The organism is Ewingella sp. CoE-038-23, from assembly GCF_040419245.1.
Lineage (GTDB): Bacteria > Pseudomonadota > Gammaproteobacteria > Enterobacterales > Enterobacteriaceae > Ewingella > Ewingella allii.
The window spans coordinates 1,072,193-1,091,162 of the sequence record NZ_JAZHOH010000001.1; the positions used below are offsets into that span (position 1 = coordinate 1,072,193).

Sequence of the window (18,970 nt, forward strand, 5' to 3'; positions counted from 1 at the left end):
GGAGTAATTATTCTTCCAATATCGGTTGCGGCGCGTCGTCCGGTATTTTTACGTGAACCTGAATAATACGTCGGCTGTCGGCCATGGCAACTTTGAACAGGTAACCGTCAATTTCAATGGTTTCGCCACGTGCTGGCAAATGACCAAACGACTGCATCACCAGGCCACCAATGGTATCGACTTCATCGTCGCTGTAGTTGGTCTGGAAGACTTCATTGAAGTCCTCGATAGGCGCCAGCGCACGGACGGTATAGGTGTGGCGGCTGAGCTGGCGGATATCTAAGTCTTCCGCTTCGTCATACTCGTCATCGATTTCACCCACGATAAGTTCGAGGATGTCTTCGATAGTGACCAGACCAGATACGCCGCCGAACTCATCGACCACGATAGCCATATGGTAACGCTGTGAGCGGAACTCCTTCAGCATGCGGTCAACGCGCTTGCTTTCCGGCACCACCACGGCGGTTCTCAAAACTTTATCAATGCTGAAGGGTTCGGATTCTGTGCGCATGAACGGCAACAGGTCCTTGGCCATCAGGATGCCTTCAATGTGGTCCTTATCTTCGCTGATCACCGGGAAGCGTGAATGCGCTGACTCAATGATGACGTCAAGACACTCTTCCAGCGGCTGGTTGCGTTTAAGCGTGATCATTTGCGAACGCGGGATCATGATGTCACGTACACGCTGCTCGGCGATATCCATCACGCCTTCCAGCATGTCACGGGTATCGGGATCGATCAGGTCGTTTTGTTCGGAATCACGGATCAGCTCGACCAGATCGCCACGGTTTTTTGGTTCACCGTGAAATAACTGGCTGAGAATAAGGGAAAAGAAGCCCTTCTTGGGACTGGGGCTATCACTATTTTGTGAATGGTCATCGCTCATGGCGTTTGGTTAAATTTACTCATATAAAGGGAAATAATAACTAACAGAAACGGAAGTCCCCCAAGGCTTGTGGCGATGGGGGAGGCGTTAACGCTAGTCTCGAATGTCGTCTTTCTCGTCATCTTCAATGAAAATATACGGGTCCGGATAACCCAGACTCTGCATAATTTCTATCTCGATGGACTCCATTTCTTCGGCTTCTTCATCGACGATGTGGTCATACCCTAGCAGATGCAGACTGCCGTGAACAACCATATGCGCCCAATGCGCCAGCAGTTCTTTTTGCTGCTCCTGAGCTTCTTTTTCAACTACCTGACGGCAGATGACCAGATCACCCAGCAGCGGCAATTCCATACCCGGCGGAGCCTCGAACGGGAAGGATAACACGTTGGTCGATTTGTCTTTACCACGATAAGTCATATTCAGCTCGTGACTTTCCGCTTCATCAACCAGACGGATGGTCACTTCTGACTCTTTCTGAAACTGTGGCAGGACGACGTCCAGCCATTTTTGGAAATCACTTTCCGTGGGTAAACCCTCGCTGTTTTCACATGCGATTTGCAAATCGAGAATAACCTGAGTCATTGATTAACCTGTTGTGACGGCGGCTGATGAGATTCCTGACGACGTTGTTCAGCAATAGCATCGCGACGTTTTTGATCTTCTTCTTCCCAAGCCTCATAGGCTACCACGATACGGGCTACCACGGGATGACGAACCACGTCTTCGCTATGGAAGAAGTTGAAACTAAGTTCATCAACCGACGAAAGCACCTCGATAGCATGGCGCAGGCCAGACTTCTGGTGGCGCGGCAGGTCAATCTGGGTAACGTCGCCGGTGATCACGGCTTTGGAGTTGAAACCAATGCGCGTCAGGAACATTTTCATCTGTTCAATCGAGGTGTTCTGACTTTCATCCAAAATGATAAAGGCGTCGTTGAGCGTACGGCCGCGCATGTAGGCCAGCGGGGCGACTTCAATCACGTTGCGCTCAATCAGCTTTTCCACTTTCTCAAAGCCGAGCATTTCGAACAGCGCGTCATACAGCGGGCGCAAATAAGGGTCAACTTTCTGGCTGAGGTCGCCCGGCAGGAAGCCCAGTTTCTCACCGGCTTCAACCGCTGGTCGAGTCAGCAGGATACGTCGCACGTCCTGACGCTCAAGGGCATCGACGGCCGCCGCCACGGCGAGATAGGTCTTACCCGTACCCGCAGGCCCGATACCAAAGGTGATATCGTGGTCGAGGATGTTGGCGATGTACTGCGCCTGATTTGGCGTGCGTGGCTTCACCATGCCGCGCTTGGTTTTGATGATCACCGCTTTGCCATAGTCAGGCACGCTCTCGGCGGTCTGTTCCAGCACGCGGCTCTCTTTAATGGCCAGATGGATTTGCTCAGGATCGATATCCTGAGTTTCTCCCCGCAGCGGCGCGGTATCCACGTATAAATCACGCAGAATATTGACCGCGGCGGTCACAGGCAGACTTTTTCCTACCAGTTTAAAGGCGTTATCACGACGGTTGATTTCGACGCCCAACCGACGTTCCAGTTGTTTGATGTTGTCATCAAACGGCCCGCACAGGCTCAGCAAACGCTGATTGTCTTCGGGCTCTAGCAAAATCTCTTGTGTTACAACGTTCAAACTTTTCCTCTGGGCCACGAAGGACCTGTTGATGTGTCTGACTTTTGTCGTCTTAGCTGGCGTTGCTCACACCAATAAAACTCACAATACCTTGGTTAATAATACATGCCCTTGGCAAAATATGCCTTGTTAGCCACGGGATGGCGTACACCTTAGTGACAATATGCGGCCTGTCTCGAAAAATTAAACCTTATCACTGTTCTGATAGGGGAGTTTTCGACTAAAAACTGTAAAAACAAACAGGACGCCGAAGCGTCCTGTTGCGGGATCTAAGCCTTTATGGGCTGCCAGATTATGGCTGGTAGAGACTCACGCCAATCTCATTCTCTTTGCGAGTACGGGCAATGACCGACTGTGGCGATTCGTGCAGACGCAGCGCCATCTGGTCTTCCGTACGCACCACGACGCCGCGCAGCGAGTTGGCATAAACATCAACGATTTCAACGTCGACGAACTTGCCAATCATGTCCGGCGTGCCTTCGAAGTTCACCACGCGGTTGCATTCGGTACGCCCGGTCAGCTCCATAATGCTCTTGCGCGACGTGCCTTCCACCAAGATGCGTTGCACCGTACCCAGCGTTGCGCGGCTAAAGCGCACCACCTGCTGAGTGATACGGTCTTGCAGGATTTGCAGACGCTGTTTCTTCTCTTCGAGGCTGACGTCATCCACCATGTCCGCCGCAGGCGTACCGGGGCGAGGGGAGTAGATGAAGCTGAAACTGACGTCGTAATTTACTTCGGCAATCAGCTTCATGGTCTTCTCGAAATCGTCGTTGGTTTCACCGGGGAAGCCAATGATGAAGTCGGAACTCATATGAATATCAGGGCGCACCGCGCGCAGTTTGCGGATAATAGCCTTGTACTCCAGCACGGTGTGCGGGCGCTTCATCATGGTCAGAATGCGGTCGGAGCCACTCTGGATAGGCAAATGCAGGAAGCTCACCAGCTCCGGGGTGTCTTTGTACACCTCGATGATATCGTCGGTGAACTCGACCGGATGGCTGGTGGTGAAGCGGATGCGGTCGATGCCGTCGATTGCCGCCACCAGGCGCAGTAACTCTGCGAAGCTGCAAACGCCGCCGTCATAGGTCGCGCCGCGATAGGCGTTGACGTTCTGGCCGAGCAGGTTGACTTCGCGCACGCCCTGAGCGGCTAATTGGGCGATTTCGAACAGCACGTCGTCGCTTGGGCGGCTGACCTCTTCACCACGGGTGTAGGGCACCACGCAGAAGCTACAGTACTTGTTGCAGCCTTCCATAATGGAGACGAACGCCGTTGGGCCTTCGGCACGCGGCTCTGGCAGGCGGTCGAATTTTTCGATTTCAGGGAAGCTGATATCGACGATGGGGCTTTTGGTGCCGCGCACGTGGTTAATCATTTCCGGCAGGCGGTGCAGGGTCTGCGGGCCGAAGACCACGTCGACGCAAGGCGCACGCTGGCGCAGCATTTCGCCCTCTTGTGACGCCACGCAGCCACCCACGCCAATAATGAGGTCAGGGTTCTTCTTCTTGAGTAATTTCCAGTGGCCCAGCAGGCTGAACACTTTTTCCTGAGCCTTTTCCCGAATAGAACAGGTGTTCAGCAACAGAATATCTGCTTCTTCAGCGACGTCGGTCAGCTGATAACCGTGTGTACTTTCGAGCAGGTCGGCCATTTTAGATGAATCATATTCATTCATCTGGCAGCCCCAGGTCTTTATGTGCAGTTTTTTAATCATCGACTTGTCATTACTCAATGCGGGTAGAAAAGCGTTATATCTGTGTCCGTGCTGAAGAGCAGAACCACGGGCTCGGGCGACGGTGACGTCCAGGGGCGTATTGTAAACCCTCGCTCCAGTGGTGACCAGTGCAGTTAAACAGCTTAGGTTCTGATACCAACATAAAAATCCGGTATCATTCAGGGAATGAATTCCATTATCAAGCTGGATGAAAATGAACCCTTCTGAAAAATCCTTTGATGCGGTCGTCGTCGGTGGTGGCATGGTGGGAGCCGCGGCGGCGCTAGGGCTGGCCCAACAGGGCCTTCGCGTGGCCCTGATTGAAAACCAGCGCCCGGCTGAGTTCGACGCTCTCGCGGCAATTGATCTGCGTATTTCGGCCATTGGCTGCGCCTCGGTGCGTTTCCTGCAAAGCCTTGGCGCGTGGACTGCTATCGAAAGCATGAGATTGACGCCTTATCGTCGTCTGGAAACTTGGGAAAACGAGGGTTCTGAAGTGCGTTTCGACGCCTCCTCGCTCGGTTTGTCAGAGCTGGGCTTTATGGTTGAGAACCGCGTCTTGCAGCTCGGCCTGTGGCAGCAGTTTGATGCGTTGCTGAACCTGACTCTGTTTTGCCCGTCCAAGCTTCGCCACCTGTTGCAGCACGATGATAAAAGCTGGTCGTTGCAGCTCACCACGGGAGAAGTCCTGAAAACCCAACTGGTGGTTGCTGCCGATGGTGCGAACTCGCTGGTGCGTCAGTTGGCGGGGATTGGCGTCGATGGCTGGCAGTATCGCCAAAACTGCATGCTCATTAATGTGGAAACGGCGTCAGCAGATCAAGACACCACTTGGCAGCAGTTTTACCCTTCAGGCCCGAGAGCCTTCTTGCCGCTGTCTGGCAATAACGCCTCGTTAGTGTGGTATGACAGCCCGCAGCGTATTCGCTATCTGCAGACGCTGAACATGAAGCAGCTAACGGATGAGGTCAGCCGTGCCTTCCCGAGTCGCTTAGGGCCTGTTAAGGCGCTCTCCTCGGGTTCATTCCCGCTGGTTCGCCGCCACGCGCAGCGCTACGTGTTGCCAGGTCTGGTATTGGTCGGAGATGCCGCGCATACCATCAATCCGCTGGCCGGGCAGGGCGTTAATCTGGGCTATCGCGACGTAGAGGCTTTGCTCGACGTGGTGAAGAAAGCGCGCGAAAGCGAAGAGAAGTGGTTTGAAGAGCGCGTGTTGTTGAGGTATCAGCGCCAGCGCCGTCTGGATAATTTACTGATGCAGAGCGGCATGGACCTGTTCTACACCGCCTTCAGCAATGACTTACCGCCGGTGAAGATCTTGCGCAATCTGGCCCTGATGACCGCCCAACGCGCAGGCGCACTCAAAACCAAAGCGCTGAAATATGCGTTAGGGATTTAACAGCAAGAAGCAACAGCCCGATGAGCTTACATCAGTAAGTGATTCGGGTACCCGAGCGCAGCCAACGCATCTGCAGCTCGAAGTATGAAGGGGATGCAATACAAAGCAAAAAGCCCGCCTAAGCGAGCTTTTCTAAATATGGCTGGGGTGCCAGGATTCGAACCTGGGTATGCTGGTATCAGAAACCAGAGCCTTACCGCTTGGCGACACCCCAAAAGAACTGCTTTACTAAAACACTCATGCAGACAATAAAATGGTGGCTACGACGGGATTTGAACCTGTGACCCCATCATTATGAGTGATGTGCTCTAACCAGCTGAGCTACGTAGCCAAATTTTACTGACTTAACTCTAAAACTCAAGCGCTGATTTGATTAACTTAATAATAAATTTCAATCGCTTGCCAATAAGAAGTATGGCTGGGGTACCTGGATTCGAACCAGGGTATGCTGGTATCAAAAACCAGTGCCTTACCGCTTGGCGATACCCCAATAAAACTACTTCAAATTGTATTTTTTCATGCAATATCAAAGATAAAACAAGAAAAAATGGCTGGGGTACCAGGATTCGAACCTGGGAATGCTGGTATCAAAAACCAGTGCCTTACCGCTTGGCGATACCCCAACTGTGCTTACCGATATCAGGAAATGGTGCGGGAGGCGAGACTTGAACTCGCACACCTTGCGGCGCTAGAACCTAAATCTAGTGCGTCTACCAATTTCGCCACTCCCGCATGAAAAAAGTTTGGTGGCTACGACGGGATTCGAACCTGTGACCCCATCATTATGAGTGATGTGCTCTAACCAACTGAGCTACGTAGCCATCTTTTTTCTTGCAACCTTCATCGGCGTTGCGGGGCGCATTATGCGTAGTTGGCCGTTTTGCGTCAACCACTTTTTTGACGAAAAATGTCTTAGAGCAATCATTTGTCTGGCTTATAACCAGTGTGGCGATAAATTCAGCAAAACACGTTATTTTTATTGGCTTTTGTGACGAAAAAACGGGCCATAGCAGGCCCGTTAATCGAAAATAAAACCCGGTTATTTCTGCAAATTAGTAGGCGGACTGGTGAACGCCTACAGCACGACCGGACGGATCGTTCATGTTTTTGAAGGATTCATCCCACTCAATCGCCTTAGCAGAAGAACAGGCTACCGACGGGCCACCCGGAACGCACTCTGCTGCACTTGGTACTGGGAACAGCTCTTCAAAAATGGTGCGGTACAGATACGCTTCTTTGGAGCCCGGCGTGTTATACGGGAAGCGGAAATGTGCAGTTTCGAGCTGTTGGTCAGTAATTTGCTGCCCAGCGACCTCTTTTAAGGTATCAATCCAGCTATAACCTACGCCGTCAGAGAACTGTTCTTTCTGGCGCCATGCCACGCTGTGTGGCAGGTAAGACTCAAAACACTCGCGCAGGATATGTTTTTCCATCTTGCCGTTGCCGCACATCTTGTCTTTCGGGTTGATGCGCATCGCCACGTCGAGGAATTTCTTGTCGAGGAATGGCACACGAGCCTCGACGCCCCATGCGGACATCGCTTTGTTGGCGCGAGCACAGTCATACATGTGCAGGGCCAGCAGCTTACGCACGGTTTCTTCGTGGAACTCTTTGGCGTTTGGCGCTTTATGGAAGTAAAGGTAGCCGCCCAACACTTCATCTGCGCCTTCACCGGACAGCACCATCTTGATGCCCATCGCTTTGATTTTACGCGACATCAGGTACATCGGGGTCGACGCGCGGATAGTAGTCACGTCATAGGTTTCGATGTGATAAATCACGTCACGAATGGCGTCCAGACCTTCCTGCACGGTGAAGTGAATTTCATGGTGCACGGTGCCCAAATGGTTAGCCACGGCCTGTGCGGCGCGCAGGTCAGGAGAACCTTCAAGGCCGACGGCGAAGGAGTGCAGCTGTGGCCACCAGGCTTCGCTTTGGTCTTTATCTTCGATACGGCGACCGGCGAATTTCTTAGTAATGGCGGAAATCACCGAGGAATCCAAACCGCCGGATAGCAACACGCCGTAAGGCACATCGGACATCAGATGGCTTTTCACTGACTCTTCCAGCGCGTCGCGCAGCGCGGCCGCGTCCGTTGGGTTGTCTTTAACGTTGTCGTAATCGAACCAGTCGCGGCGGTAGTATTCGCGAATTTGGCCCTCTTTGCTCCACAGGAAGCTGCCCGCAGGGAATTCCTGAATGGTGCGGCACACCGGCACCAGCGACTTCATTTCAGAAGCAACGAACAGGTTGCCGTGCTCATCGTGACCATAATAAAGAGGGATGATGCCCAAATGGTCGCGACCAATCAGGTAGGCGTCTTTTTCTGTGTCATACAGAATGAAGGCGAACATGCCTTGCAGCTCGTCGAGAAACTCTGGCCCTTTCTCCTGATAAAGCGCGAGGATCACTTCACAGTCAGATTCGGTCTGGAACTCGTAACGGTGGCCTAACTCAGCGCGCAGTGCCTGATGGTTGTAGATCTCACCGTTAACGGCCAATACGTGGGTGTGCGCGGCGTTGTACAGCGGCTGTGCGCCGTTGTTCACGTCGACAATCGACAGACGCTCGTGGCAAAGAATGGCTTTATCGCTAGCGAAAACGCCAGACCAATCCGGGCCGCGATGGCGCATCAGACGGGATAACTCCAACGCTTTCTTACGCAACTCAGCGGAGTCGGTCTTGATATCGAGCACACCGAAAATTGAACACATATCTGTTTCTCCTGACCACTTATAAACGATTATTTTGTTGTGTTTGCTTTACGCTTTGCCGATTTCTCATTAAAGGTTCGGCTTTACTGCGCGGTTGATTAAGAAAATGCGACAAAACCCCTCATCTGTGCAAGTGGTTTAGCATTCTTCTGAAAAATAGTTGTTGAGGTAGGTCAGATCTTTGATGGATTTTCAGTTTAGGGCTATTTAAATTGCGGAATATGCAATTTTTCTCGCTGATTTGAGCTGTGGGCAAAAATGGGGAATGAAAAGAAAATAGCGACAAGTGGTAGAAGTCCGTCTGGTCGAATGACCAGACGTGAGAAAGCAGGGGAAGCGGGTGAAACTAGATAATGTCGATATCAGCGACAGAAGGGTAGATCCAGGTTGGGCGGAATGGCATCTCTTCCACATCATTCAAGGTCGACACGCCTGACAGCACCAGAATGGTATCCAGACCTGCTTGGAAGCCCGCCAGAATGTCGGTGCGCAGGTTATCGCCGACAATCACCGTTTCTTCCGAGTGTGCTTGCATTTTGTTCAGTGCAGAGCGAATGATCCACGGGCTTGGCTTACCGACATAGAAAGGTTTGCGGCCGGTGATTTTTTCAATCGGGGCGCACAGCGCGCCGCAGGCTGGCGAGAAGCCGTGACCATGACTATCCGGGTTGGTGGCAATAAATCTCGCACCGTTGGCGACGAAGAAGGCGGCTTTATGGATCATATCCCAGTTATACGAGCGGGTTTCGCCGACGATAACAAAGTCAGGATTGATATCAGTGATGGTAAAGCCTGCTTTATAAAGCTCGTGAATTAATGCGCCTTCGCCCACGACATAGGCTTTCTTGCCTTCCTGCCGTTTGAGAAAGTCAGCCGTTGCCATGGCGGAGGTGTAAAAAGCACTTTCAGGGACGTCCAGACCTGCGGCGGTAAAGCGATTCGCTAAATCCTGCGCGGTCTGGGAAGGGTAGTTGGTCAGCACAACCAGCGGCATGCCCTGTTCCTGGATGCGTGCGAGGAAAAGATCTGCACCCGGGACCGGCGTATTGTCGTGGAGCAGTACGCCGTCGATATCACAAATTACGTTTTTTAAAGTCATAGGTCCCTAATCCAATCCATTCTGGCAATCCCGAACTATAGCACAGCTTAATTTTCCATCAGACGCTGCAACAGCACGCCATTGAGCATAGCCCGCTTGACCAGCGCGAAGGCGCCGATAGCAGACTGATGGTTTAACTCTGATTTCACCACCGGCAGGTTACGGCGGAAATCCTTCAACACCTGCGTGTTAATGCAGCTTTGAATCGCTGGCAATAGGACTTTTTCTGCCTCGGTAATTTCCCCGGCTATCACCACTTTCTGTGGGTTGAACAGGTTTATCGCGATGGCAACGCCTTTGCCTAACTGGCGTCCGACGTGCTCGATCACTTCACAGGCCAGGCCGTCGCTGCGATTCGCTGCTTTGCAAATCGCGGTTATAGAACAGTCTTCGAGACTTAATTTGCTCGGATAACCTTGAGTGAGCAGGGCACGCACCCGATTTTCAATGGCTGAGTTGGCGGCGACGGTTTCTAAGCAGCCGAAGTTGCCACAGTGGCAGCGTTCGCCCAGCGGGTCTATCTGGATATGGCCGATTTCGCCGACGTTGCCGTTGCTGCCGAGGAAAATTTGCCCATTGACGATGATCCCTGCACCGGTACCGCGGTGTAAACGAACCAAAATGGAGTCCTGACAGTCGCGGGTTGCCCCAAAATAGTGCTCCGCTAAAGCCAAACTGCGAATATCGTGGCCGACAAAGCTGGTGACTTTGAACATTTCTTCCAGCGCATCGACCAATTTCCAGTTGCCCACGCTGATGTGCGGCATGTAGCGCACTATACCTTTATTAGGGTCGACCAGGCCGGGCAGGATGACGGAGATAGCAATCAGCTCGCGGATTTTACGTTGATTAAGCTCCATAAATTCCTTAATGGCTTTAATCAACGTGTTCTCGAGCGTCTCTTGGGTGCGTTCCGGCAGGGCGTAGTGGTGTTCGGCGATAGATTTCGCGCTGAGATCGTACAGCGTGATGGTGGCATCGTTGCGTCCAAGGCGGACGGCAATAGTATGAAAAGGGCGGGTTTCGGTGATAATCGAAATAGCGCGGCGGCCCCCGGTGGAAGCCTGTTGATCCACTTCTTTGATCAACCCGCGCTCTAACAGCTGGCGAGTAATTTTGGTGACGCTGGCGGGAGCCAACTGGCTGTGATCTGCAATCTGAATGCGAGATATTGGCCCTTGCTGATCAATCAGGCGGTAAACCGCCGCGCCGTTTAACTGCTTTACCAGATCAACGTTGCCGATTTGTGCCTGTCCGTCAGTCGTCATCAATACTTTTATCCGCTCAATTAAACTTCGTCACCATTAACGATAGTTTTCGTGATTTTGAAATCATGGGTGAAGGCGGTGAGGTTGGCGACTTTACCGGCTTCAATACTGCCCAGTTGCGCATCCACGCCAATCGCACGTGCGGCATACAGAGTTGCCATGCGCAGTGCTTCGTCCAGAGCTATACCAACATGCTCAACGCTGTTTTGTACAGCTTCGATCATGGTTAGCGCTGAACCACTCAGTACACCGTTTTCATCAACACAGAGTCCATCACGATAGTATATTGTTTTACCTGCGAAAATGAACTCTTGAATGTCGGCACCGGCTGGCGCAGTGGCGTCAGTCACCAGAACCAGTTTGTCACCTTTGAGTTTTTTCGCGTTACGCACGTTCGCCCAGGCGACGTGGTGGCCGTCAACGATAATGCCGGTATAGACTTCTGGCGTATCAAAAATCGCGCTGACTAAGCCCGGCTGGCGGCCAGTAATGGCTGGCATGGCGTTGAACAGGTGAGTGGTGAAGGTGATACCCGCCGCAAAGCCTTTGCGCGCTTCTTCATAAGTGGCATTGGAGTGTCCACCAGAAACGATGATGCCCGCGTCGCGCAGTTGGCGAATATACTTATCTTCGGCCATTTCTGGTGCCAGCGTCACCTTAGTGATGACATCCGCATTGGCGCACAGATAATCAATCATCGCGCTGTCAGGTTTGCGAATAAACGCCGGATTATGGGTGCCTTTCTTAAGCGGGCTGAGGTACGGCCCTTCAAGATGCAGGCCCAGCGCCTGATGCGGATACTTTTTCAAGTAGTCGCGCATCACGTTGATCCCGTGCTTCATGTAGTCATCGCTACAGGTGATCAGCGTCGGTAAATAGCTAGTACAGCCGGACTTCTCGTTGGCTTTCTGCATGATTTCTAACGTCTTAACTGAAATTGCTTCCAGAGAATCGTTAAATTGCACGCCGCCACAGCCGTTCAGCTGTAAATCGATAAATCCGGGGGCAAGGCTGGCGCCATCCAGATCGCGAGTTTCCATATTCGCCGGCAGTTTAGCTGCCAGACAGACACGTTCGATCTTGCCGTCGGCAATGACGACCGCGTGGTTATCCAGAACGTCGTGGCCAGTATAAATGCGGCCATTAATCAAAGCGTACATCATGCCCCCTAGTACGTTTGCCCTTCTCCAGTCACGCTGCTGCTGCGTTGGCTGCCTCACTCCCTCCAGTCACTTACTTCAGTAAGCTCCCGGAGAGTCGATTCGTTGCCGCCTTGCTTCAGCGCGACTGGCTTTGGGCATAATTTTAAAGATCAGAGATTCTTCATATTTTCCGCTTCTAACTCGCGGAAATATTTAACAGTTTTAACTTTAAGTTCCATGGTGGACGGTTCGTCACAAACTACCACGGATTTCGCGTGAAGCTGTAAGCAGCTGATGGTCCACATGTGGTTGATGTTGCCTTCAACCGCGGCAGCCAGCGCCTGTGCTTTAGCATGGCCGGTAACCAGAATCATCACTTCCTCGGCATCCAGCAGGGTGCCCACGCCAACGGTCAGTGCGAATTTAGGCACTAAAGAGACGTCGTTGTTGAAGAAGCGTGAGTTGGCGATGCGAGTATCGTGAGTCAGGGTCTTGATACGCGTGCGTGAAGCCAGAGAAGAAGCCGGTTCGTTGAACGCGATGTGACCATCGTTGCCCACGCCGCCCATGAACAGGTTAATTTTGCCGTAGGACTTAATTTTCTCTTCGTACTGACGGCACTCTTCGTTGACGTCTGGTGCGTTGCCGTTAAGCAGGTTGATGTTTTCACGTGGAATATCAACATGGTCGAAGAAATTACGGTACATGAATGTGTGATAGCTTTCTGGATGTTCCTGCGGCAGACCAACATATTCATCCATATTGAAGGTAACCACATTCTTAAAGCTTACTTGGCCCGCTTTATGCATAGCGATAAGATGTTTATAAGCTTCGAGAGGGGTACCACCAGTAGGTAAGCCAAGTACGAAAGGACGGTCAGCGGTAGGTTTGAAAGCGTTGATACGTTCGACGATATGACGAGCTGCCCACTTACCGACTTCAGTAGTGTCATTTAAAGGAATTAATCTCATTACACACCTCTTAGTTTTCAGAACTTGAATATACTTGAATTGGATTTGAAAGCTGTGTTTAAAAGTCCGTCATTGTAAGCGTAACCCAACGATGACATGCGGGAGAGGCACAATGCCGTCTAGATTTTTTTAATGATAAAATAAGTTTTGCAAATTGCCTAGGGTTGTGGCCTGTTAATAGTGTTTTTTGGTGATAATTATCACAAAAATCGAGGTTTTAATTTGCGATACGAAATATTTTTTTTACACTCCGCAGTGCAGTTGGTTGAATGAGATTTTAAAGGTAGTAACCATACTTATTAAACTACTTAGGTGATTCGCTCACAGGGCGAATTAGGGGGAAATGTGAATATTCTTGGATTCTTTCAACGGTTAGGCAGAGCGCTTCAGCTGCCAATCGCTGTGTTGCCAGTCGCGGCACTTTTGCTGCGCTTTGGACAACCAGATCTGCTCAATATGCCGTTTATTGCGCAAGCTGGTGGGGGTATCTTCGATAACCTCGCTCTTATCTTTGCCATTGGTGTGGCGTCTAGCTGGTCAAAAGACAACGCGGGTGCGGCTGCTTTAGCAGGCGGTATCGGCTATTTCATTTTGACCAAAGCAATGATCACCATTAACCCAGCAGTCAATATGGGTGTCTTGGCGGGTATCATCACTGGCCTGGTCGGCGGTATGGTTTACAACCGCTGGTCTGATATCAAACTTCCAGACTTCCTGAGCTTCTTCGGTGGGAAACGTTTCGTTCCTATCGCAACGGGCTTCTTCTGTCTGATCCTTGCTGCTCTGTTCGGTTACGTTTGGCCTCCTGTTCAGGATGCTATCCGCGCCGGCGGTGAGTGGATCGTGGGCGCTGGCGCATTCGGTGCGGGCATCTTCGGTTTCGTAAACCGTTTGCTGATCCCAACGGGTCTGCATCAGGTTCTGAACACCATCGCATGGTTCCAGATTGGTGACTTTACCAACGCAGCAGGTACCGTGTTCCACGGTGACATCAACCGCTTCTACGCGGGCGATACCACTGCGGGTATGTTCATGTCCGGCTTCTTCCCAATCATGATGTTCGGCCTGCCAGGTGCAGCCTTCGCCATGTATTTCGCCGCGCCGAAAGAACGTCGTGCATTAGTTGGCGGTATGTTGGTGTCTGTAGCAGTAACAGCATTCCTGACCGGTGTTACCGAGCCGCTGGAATTCCTGTTCATGTTCTTGGCTCCGCTGCTGTACTTAGTCCACGCGATTTTGACCGGTATCAGCCTGTACATCGCCACCGCGCTGGGTATCCACGCTGGCTTCTCCTTCTCTGCGGGCGCCATCGACTATGCGTTGATGTACAACCTGCCAGCGGCCAGTAAGAACGTCTGGATGCTGTTGGTGATGGGCGTTATCTTCTTCATCATCTACTTCGTGCTGTTCAGCGTGATCATTCGTATGTTCAACCTGAAAACCCCAGGTCGCGAAGATCCAAGCGAAGCCGTGACGGAACCAGAAGCTAATAGCAATACTGAAGAAGGCTTGAACCAGCTGGCGCTGAGCTACATCGGTGCACTGGGCGGTTCAGACAACTTCAAAGGTATTGATGCTTGTATCACTCGTCTGCGTCTGACTGTTAAAGATGCCGGTGTGGTGAATGATGCAGCCTGTAAACGTTTGGGCGCGTCAGGTATCGTCCGTCTGAACAAACAAAGTATTCAGGTTATCGTTGGTGCTAAAGCCGAATCACTGGCTGATGCGATGAAAAAACAGATTGCTCGCGGTCCAATCCCGGCATCAGCGGCCACTGTAGCTCCGGCTGCGGCAGCGGTAGCGCCCGTGGCTCAGGCTGTACCTAATGTTGCGAAGAAAACCGTAGAAACGCTGGTTTCTCCAGTTACGGGTGACATCGTGGCGCTGGAACAGGTTCCTGACGAAGCGTTCGCCAGCAAAGCGGTAGGTGACGGTGTGGCAATTCGCCCAACCGACAAAACCGTGGTTTCTCCGGCGAGTGGTACCGTGGTGAAAATCTTCAACACTAACCACGCATTCTGCTTAGAAACGGATACCGGCGCTGAGATCGTGGTGCACATGGGTATTGATACCGTGGCCCTCGAAGGCAAAGGCTTTACTCGTCTGGTTGAAGAGGGCGCGACAGTCACTGCTGGTCAGCCTGTGCTTGAACTGGATCTGGAATTCCTGAACGCCAACGCACGCTCAATGATTAGCCCGGTTGTTGTCAGCAACATCGACGATTACTCAGGCGTTGTTGCAGTAGCCAGCGGCTCAGTCGTTGCGGGTCAAACTAAACTGTTCGAGATTCAGTCCAAGTAATCCCCCACTGAACTCGCAGTGATGCAGTAAATAAGACGGGAAGAGAGCAATCTCTTCCCGTTTTTTTGTTTCAAACCCAGATAACCTCTATTTTATGTAACTAACGGTTGTTTCCCGACGTGGCTTGTTGGAACATATGCGGTTAGTCATTCGAGCCAATGTCGCGTAGAGGAATTGCACAATGAGTGAGGCTGAAGCCCGCCCAACAAATTTTATCCGTCAGATTATTGATGAAGATCTGGCGTCCGGGAAACACAACACGGTTCACACCCGTTTCCCGCCTGAGCCTAATGGCTATTTGCATATCGGTCATGCCAAATCAATTTGCCTGAACTTCGGTATTGCTCAAGATTACCAGGGCCAATGCAACCTGCGCTTTGACGATACCAACCCAGCGAAAGAAGATATCGAGTTCGTTGAGTCCATTAAGCACGACGTTAAGTGGCTGGGCTTCGAGTGGAGCGGGGAGATTCAATACTCTTCTAACTACTTCGACCAATTGCACGACTACGCCGTTGAGCTTATCAACAAAGGCTTGGCCTACGTTGACGAACTCTCTCCAGAGCAGATCCGCGAATACCGTGGAACCCTGACTGCGCCGGGTAAAAACAGCCCATACCGCGATCGTACGCCGGAAGAGAACCTCGCGCTGTTCGCGAAAATGCGCAACGGTGAGTTCGCTGAAGGTAAGGCGTGTCTGCGTGCCAAAATCGATATGGCTTCGCCATTTATCGTGATGCGTGACCCGGTGATTTACCGTATCAAGTTCGCGCATCATCACCAGACTGCTGACAAATGGTGCATCTACCCGATGTACGATTTCACCCACTGCATCTCCGATGCGCTGGAAGGGATCACGCATTCGCTGTGTACGCTGGAGTTCCAGGACAACCGCCGTCTGTACGACTGGGTGCTGGATAACATCACCATTCCTTGCCATCCGCGTCAGTATGAGTTCTCTCGCCTGAATCTCGAATACGCCATCATGTCTAAGCGTAAGCTGCAGCTGTTGGTGTCTGAGAAGATTGTAGAAGGCTGGGATGACCCTCGCATGCCAACGGTGTCAGGCCTGCGTCGCCGTGGCTACACTGCGGCTTCTATCCGTGAATTCTGCCGCCGCATCGGCGTCACCAAGCAAGATAACAACGTTGAAATGATGGCGCTGGAATCCTGTATCCGTGATGACCTGAATGAAAACGCGCCGCGCGCGATGGCGGTGATCAATCCGGTTAAAGTGGTGATTGAAAACTTCACCGGTGAAGATGTGCAGTTGGTGACCATGCCAAACCATCCGAACAAGCCAGAAATGGGCAGCCGCGAAGTGCCGTTTACTCGCGAGATCTACATCGATCAGGCTGACTTCCGCGAAGAAGCGAACAAGCAGTACAAGCGTCTGGTGCTGGGCAAAGAAGTGCGCTTGCGCAATGCTTACGTGATCAAAGCTGAGCGTATTGAGAAAGATGCAGAAGGTAATATCACCACCATCTTCTGTAGCTATGATGTTGATACACTGAGCAAAGATCCTGCCGATGGCCGCAAAGTGAAAGGCGTCATTCACTGGGTTTCTGCAACAGAAGGCAAACCGGCCGAGTTCCGCCTGTATGACCGCCTGTTCAACGTGCCAAACCCGGCGCAAGCTGAAGACTTCCTGACCACCATTAACCCTGAGTCACTGGTGATTGCACAAGGTTTTGTCGAGCCAAGCCTCGGTGCCGCGCAGCCAGAAGTGAGCCTGCAGTTTGAACGTGAAGGTTACTTCTGTGCCGACAGCCGCTACTCCAGTGCAGAACATTTAGTGTTCAACCGTACTGTTGGCCTGCGTGATACGTGGGAAAGCAAACCGGCTGTTTAATCGCGCGAGTGATTAACCCTGTTAAAAACGCAGCCTTGGCTGCGTTTTTTTATGTCCAAAATTTCCCTTCAGTCACATTCATTCCCTTCTTTATTTTATTTATCCAAAACGCTAAGCATAAAAACGATCAAAATTTTATTTCTTAACACGAATTAATGCTTGCCGATAAATATGTGATCGCTGATGCATTTTCATGAATTATCACTGAAACATTACACTGCCAGAGCTTTGTTTTTATTTAATTTGTTGATTTAAATGGTTTATTTTTAATAATGAAATTAAATTCAACCTTTTCATCCTTTTGTAACATAAATACATATTTATGTGCACTTTGTCATGTTTCTGATATTTGTATTTAATTACTGATTGATAATTCGCGCCGCGAAAAATAGTCTAAACCTTGTTTACAGTGCTGGTTTGCTATTAGCGACTGGCCTATTACCCGTTTGGGTTTGCGTTAACTTTCAAGTCAAAAAGAGGATTTCCCATGTTGAGTCAATTTAACAGGGGCAGGGCCGCGGCTGGCCTTAACCCAAGAGCAAGAATGAAACCGATTTCTCTGGCGCTCGCTGGAACCTTGTTAGGCGGTGGCTTGATGAGTATGCCGGACGCCCAAGCGGCAGGCTTTATTGATGATTCATCGCTCACCGGCGGCATCTATTACTGGCAGCGTGAACGTGACCGTAAAGATCTGAATAAAACCAAAGAAGAAACCCGTCCTGACGGCAGCAAAGTGACGGTAAACAACCCCGATTATAATAAATACGCCACCAACCTTTCTCACTCCACGGCCAACTTAAACCTCGATTTCTCCTCCGGTTATGCCTGGGACATGTTCGGTATTGATCTGGCAGCCTTCACCGCCGTTGAGCTTGCCGAAGCCAGTGACAGCGGCCACCCGAACGAAATCGCGTTCTCCTCCAGCAACCATGCTTATGACGAAGATTACTCTGGCGATAAAGGCGGGGTCAGCCTGTATAAAGCAGCGGGTAAATTTAAATATGGCGGCTTCTGGGGCCATGCAGGTTATATCCAACCCACCGGCCAGACGCTGATTGCACCGCACTGGAGCTTTATGCCGGGCACTTATCGCGGCGCCGAAGCGGGCTATAAACATGACTTTGGCGACCCGGGCGAACTGAGCTTCTCCTACATGTGGGCCGACGAGTACAAATCCCCGTGGCACCTTGAGATGGATGATTTCCGCCGTGCTGACCGCACTACTGGCGTCTCTTACATTCATTCACTGGGCGCCAAATACGACTTCAAAAATGACTTCGTGCTGGAAGCGGCTTTTGGCCAAGCCGAGAACTACGTTGACCAATACTTTGGAAAGGCCTCTTATAAACTTGAGCTGGCGGGTAACCCACTGACCACCAGCTATCAGTTCTACGGCTCGAAAGACAAAATTGGTGACAGCAGCGATCCAAACAGTCTGTACGACGGCATGGCTTGGTTGCAGGCGCTGACCTTCGGCTACACCACCGGGCAATTTAACTGGCGCCTCGAAGGCACCATGGTTAAGGCGGATGGCAACCAAGGTTATTTCCTGCAACGCATGACCCCTACGTATTCTTCTTCTAACGGCCGTCTTGACGTGTGGTGGGACAACCGTTCCGACTTCAACGCCAACGGCGAGAAAGCTGTGTATGCGGGCGTGCTGTATGACTTAGCGAAATGGGATCTTCCGGGCTTCGCGGTGGGCGGTTCTTATGTCTACGCATGGGATGCAAAACCAAGCTCCAACCCGATTTATGACCAGAGCCAGCGTTTGAAAGAGAGTGCGTGGAGCCTCGACGCGCTGTACACCGTGCAGGGCGGCCGTGCCAAAGGCACCTTGTTCAAGCTTCACTATACCCAGTATGACAACCATTCCGACATCCCAAGCTGGGGCGGTGGCTACGGCAACATCTTCCAGGATGAGAAAGACGTGAAGTTCATTGTTATTGCGCCATTCACTATTTTCTAATATCGGACTCTG

Annotated in this window: 13 protein-coding genes and 6 tRNA genes; 4 read left to right on the plus strand and 15 right to left on the minus strand. The window is 51.4% G+C overall.

The window, feature by feature from the left end:
• Positions 1-7: 7 nt before the first annotated feature.
• The 4 genes from corC to miaB form a co-directional block, all read right to left on the minus strand.
• Positions 8-886, minus strand: coding sequence for a CNNM family magnesium/cobalt transport protein CorC (gene corC, locus V2154_RS05130; RefSeq protein ID WP_353501339.1), 879 nt, complete (start codon positions 884-886; stop codon positions 8-10).
• 93 nt (positions 887-979) lie between these two features.
• On the minus strand, positions 980-1,471 hold the full coding sequence (gene ybeY, locus V2154_RS05135; RefSeq protein ID WP_353501340.1) for an rRNA maturation RNase YbeY: 492 nt from the start codon (positions 1,469-1,471) through the stop codon (positions 980-982).
• Positions 1,468-2,544, minus strand: a complete 1,077-nt coding sequence (locus tag V2154_RS05140) for a PhoH family protein (protein ID WP_353501341.1) — start codon at positions 2,542-2,544, stop codon at positions 1,468-1,470. The genes ybeY and V2154_RS05140 overlap by 4 nt, the downstream gene beginning before the upstream one ends.
• A gap of 274 nt (positions 2,545-2,818) precedes the next feature.
• A complete protein-coding gene (gene miaB / locus V2154_RS05145; RefSeq protein WP_353501342.1) occupies positions 2,819-4,243 on the minus strand; it encodes a tRNA (N6-isopentenyl adenosine(37)-C2)-methylthiotransferase MiaB in 1,425 nt (474 codons plus the stop codon).
• Between the two features lie 214 nt (positions 4,244-4,457).
• Here miaB and ubiF point away from each other — a divergent pair, with 214 nt between their 5' ends.
• Positions 4,458-5,642 carry a 3-demethoxyubiquinol 3-hydroxylase gene (ubiF, locus tag V2154_RS05150; protein WP_353501343.1) on the plus strand — a complete coding sequence of 395 codons (1,185 nt, stop codon included), beginning with the start codon at positions 4,458-4,460 and terminating at the stop codon, positions 5,640-5,642.
• 139 nt (positions 5,643-5,781) lie between these two features.
• Here the strand turns inward: ubiF and V2154_RS05155 are convergent.
• The 11 genes from V2154_RS05155 to nagB all read right to left on the minus strand — a co-directional run bounded on the left by V2154_RS05155 (position 5,782) and on the right by nagB (position 12,836).
• Positions 5,782-5,856, minus strand: a tRNA-Gln gene (locus tag V2154_RS05155).
• Between the two features lie 40 nt (positions 5,857-5,896).
• A tRNA-Met gene (locus V2154_RS05160) sits at positions 5,897-5,973 on the minus strand.
• A gap of 84 nt (positions 5,974-6,057) precedes the next feature.
• A tRNA-Gln gene (locus V2154_RS05165) sits at positions 6,058-6,132 on the minus strand.
• Between the two features lie 58 nt (positions 6,133-6,190).
• Positions 6,191-6,265 (minus strand) — tRNA-Gln (locus V2154_RS05170).
• 24 nt (positions 6,266-6,289) lie between these two features.
• A tRNA-Leu gene (locus V2154_RS05175) sits at positions 6,290-6,374 on the minus strand.
• 12 nt (positions 6,375-6,386) lie between these two features.
• Positions 6,387-6,463 (minus strand) — tRNA-Met (locus V2154_RS05180).
• A 231-nt stretch (positions 6,464-6,694) separates the two neighbouring features.
• Positions 6,695-8,356: an asparagine synthase B gene (asnB, locus tag V2154_RS05185; protein ID WP_034788380.1), complete on the minus strand. Its 1,662-nt coding sequence runs from the start codon at positions 8,354-8,356 to the stop codon at positions 6,695-6,697.
• A 346-nt stretch (positions 8,357-8,702) separates the two neighbouring features.
• Positions 8,703-9,455 (minus strand): HAD-IIA family hydrolase, encoded by a 753-nt coding sequence (locus tag V2154_RS05190; protein WP_185688304.1) that lies wholly within the window; start codon positions 9,453-9,455, stop codon positions 8,703-8,705.
• A gap of 47 nt (positions 9,456-9,502) precedes the next feature.
• Positions 9,503-10,723, minus strand: a complete 1,221-nt coding sequence (gene nagC, locus V2154_RS05195; RefSeq protein WP_353501344.1) for a DNA-binding transcriptional regulator NagC — start codon at positions 10,721-10,723, stop codon at positions 9,503-9,505.
• A gap of 20 nt (positions 10,724-10,743) precedes the next feature.
• Complete coding sequence (gene nagA, locus V2154_RS05200) at positions 10,744-11,883, minus strand: N-acetylglucosamine-6-phosphate deacetylase (RefSeq protein ID WP_353503922.1); 1,140 nt, start codon at positions 11,881-11,883, stop codon at positions 10,744-10,746.
• Between the two features lie 152 nt (positions 11,884-12,035).
• A complete protein-coding gene (gene nagB / locus V2154_RS05205; protein WP_353501345.1) occupies positions 12,036-12,836 on the minus strand; it encodes a glucosamine-6-phosphate deaminase in 801 nt (266 codons plus the stop codon).
• A gap of 345 nt (positions 12,837-13,181) precedes the next feature.
• On the opposite strand from nagB, the gene nagE reads away from it, so the two are divergent.
• The 3 genes from nagE (at position 13,182) to chiP (ending at position 18,958) form a co-directional block, all read left to right on the plus strand.
• A complete protein-coding gene (gene nagE / locus V2154_RS05210; protein WP_353501346.1) occupies positions 13,182-15,137 on the plus strand; it encodes a PTS N-acetyl glucosamine transporter subunit IIABC in 1,956 nt (651 codons plus the stop codon).
• Positions 15,138-15,318: 181 nt separating this feature from the next.
• Positions 15,319-16,989: a glutamine--tRNA ligase gene (gene glnS, locus V2154_RS05215; RefSeq protein WP_353501347.1), complete on the plus strand. Its 1,671-nt coding sequence runs from the start codon at positions 15,319-15,321 to the stop codon at positions 16,987-16,989.
• Between the two features lie 544 nt (positions 16,990-17,533).
• Positions 17,534-18,958 (plus strand): chitoporin ChiP, encoded by a 1,425-nt coding sequence (gene chiP / locus V2154_RS05220; protein ID WP_278883101.1) that lies wholly within the window; start codon positions 17,534-17,536, stop codon positions 18,956-18,958.
• Positions 18,959-18,970: the final 12 nt, after the last annotated feature.

What these genes read in the sequence shown, in the direction of transcription:
- corC (WP_353501339.1), bottom strand. Translation starts at nt 886, where the DNA reads ATGAGCGATGACCATTCACAAAATAGTGATAGCCCCAGTCCCAAGAAG.
- ybeY (WP_353501340.1), bottom strand. Translation starts at nt 1,471, where the DNA reads ATGACTCAGGTTATTCTCGATTTGCAAATCGCATGTGAAAACAGCGAG.
- miaB (WP_353501342.1), bottom strand. Translation starts at nt 4,243, where the DNA reads ATGATTAAAAAACTGCACATAAAGACCTGGGGCTGCCAGATGAATGAA.
- ubiF (WP_353501343.1), top strand. Translation starts at nt 4,458, where the DNA reads ATGAACCCTTCTGAAAAATCCTTTGATGCGGTCGTCGTCGGTGGTGGC.
- asnB (WP_034788380.1), bottom strand. Translation starts at nt 8,356, where the DNA reads ATGTGTTCAATTTTCGGTGTGCTCGATATCAAGACCGACTCCGCTGAG.
- V2154_RS05190 (WP_185688304.1), bottom strand. Translation starts at nt 9,455, where the DNA reads ATGACTTTAAAAAACGTAATTTGTGATATCGACGGCGTACTGCTCCAC.
- nagC (WP_353501344.1), bottom strand. Translation starts at nt 10,723, where the DNA reads ATGACGACTGACGGACAGGCACAAATCGGCAACGTTGATCTGGTAAAG.
- nagA (WP_353503922.1), bottom strand. Translation starts at nt 11,883, where the DNA reads ATGTACGCTTTGATTAATGGCCGCATTTATACTGGCCACGACGTTCTG.
- nagB (WP_353501345.1), bottom strand. Translation starts at nt 12,836, where the DNA reads ATGAGATTAATTCCTTTAAATGACACTACTGAAGTCGGTAAGTGGGCA.
- glnS (WP_353501347.1), top strand. Translation starts at nt 15,319, where the DNA reads ATGAGTGAGGCTGAAGCCCGCCCAACAAATTTTATCCGTCAGATTATT.
- chiP (WP_278883101.1), top strand. Translation starts at nt 17,534, where the DNA reads ATGAAACCGATTTCTCTGGCGCTCGCTGGAACCTTGTTAGGCGGTGGC.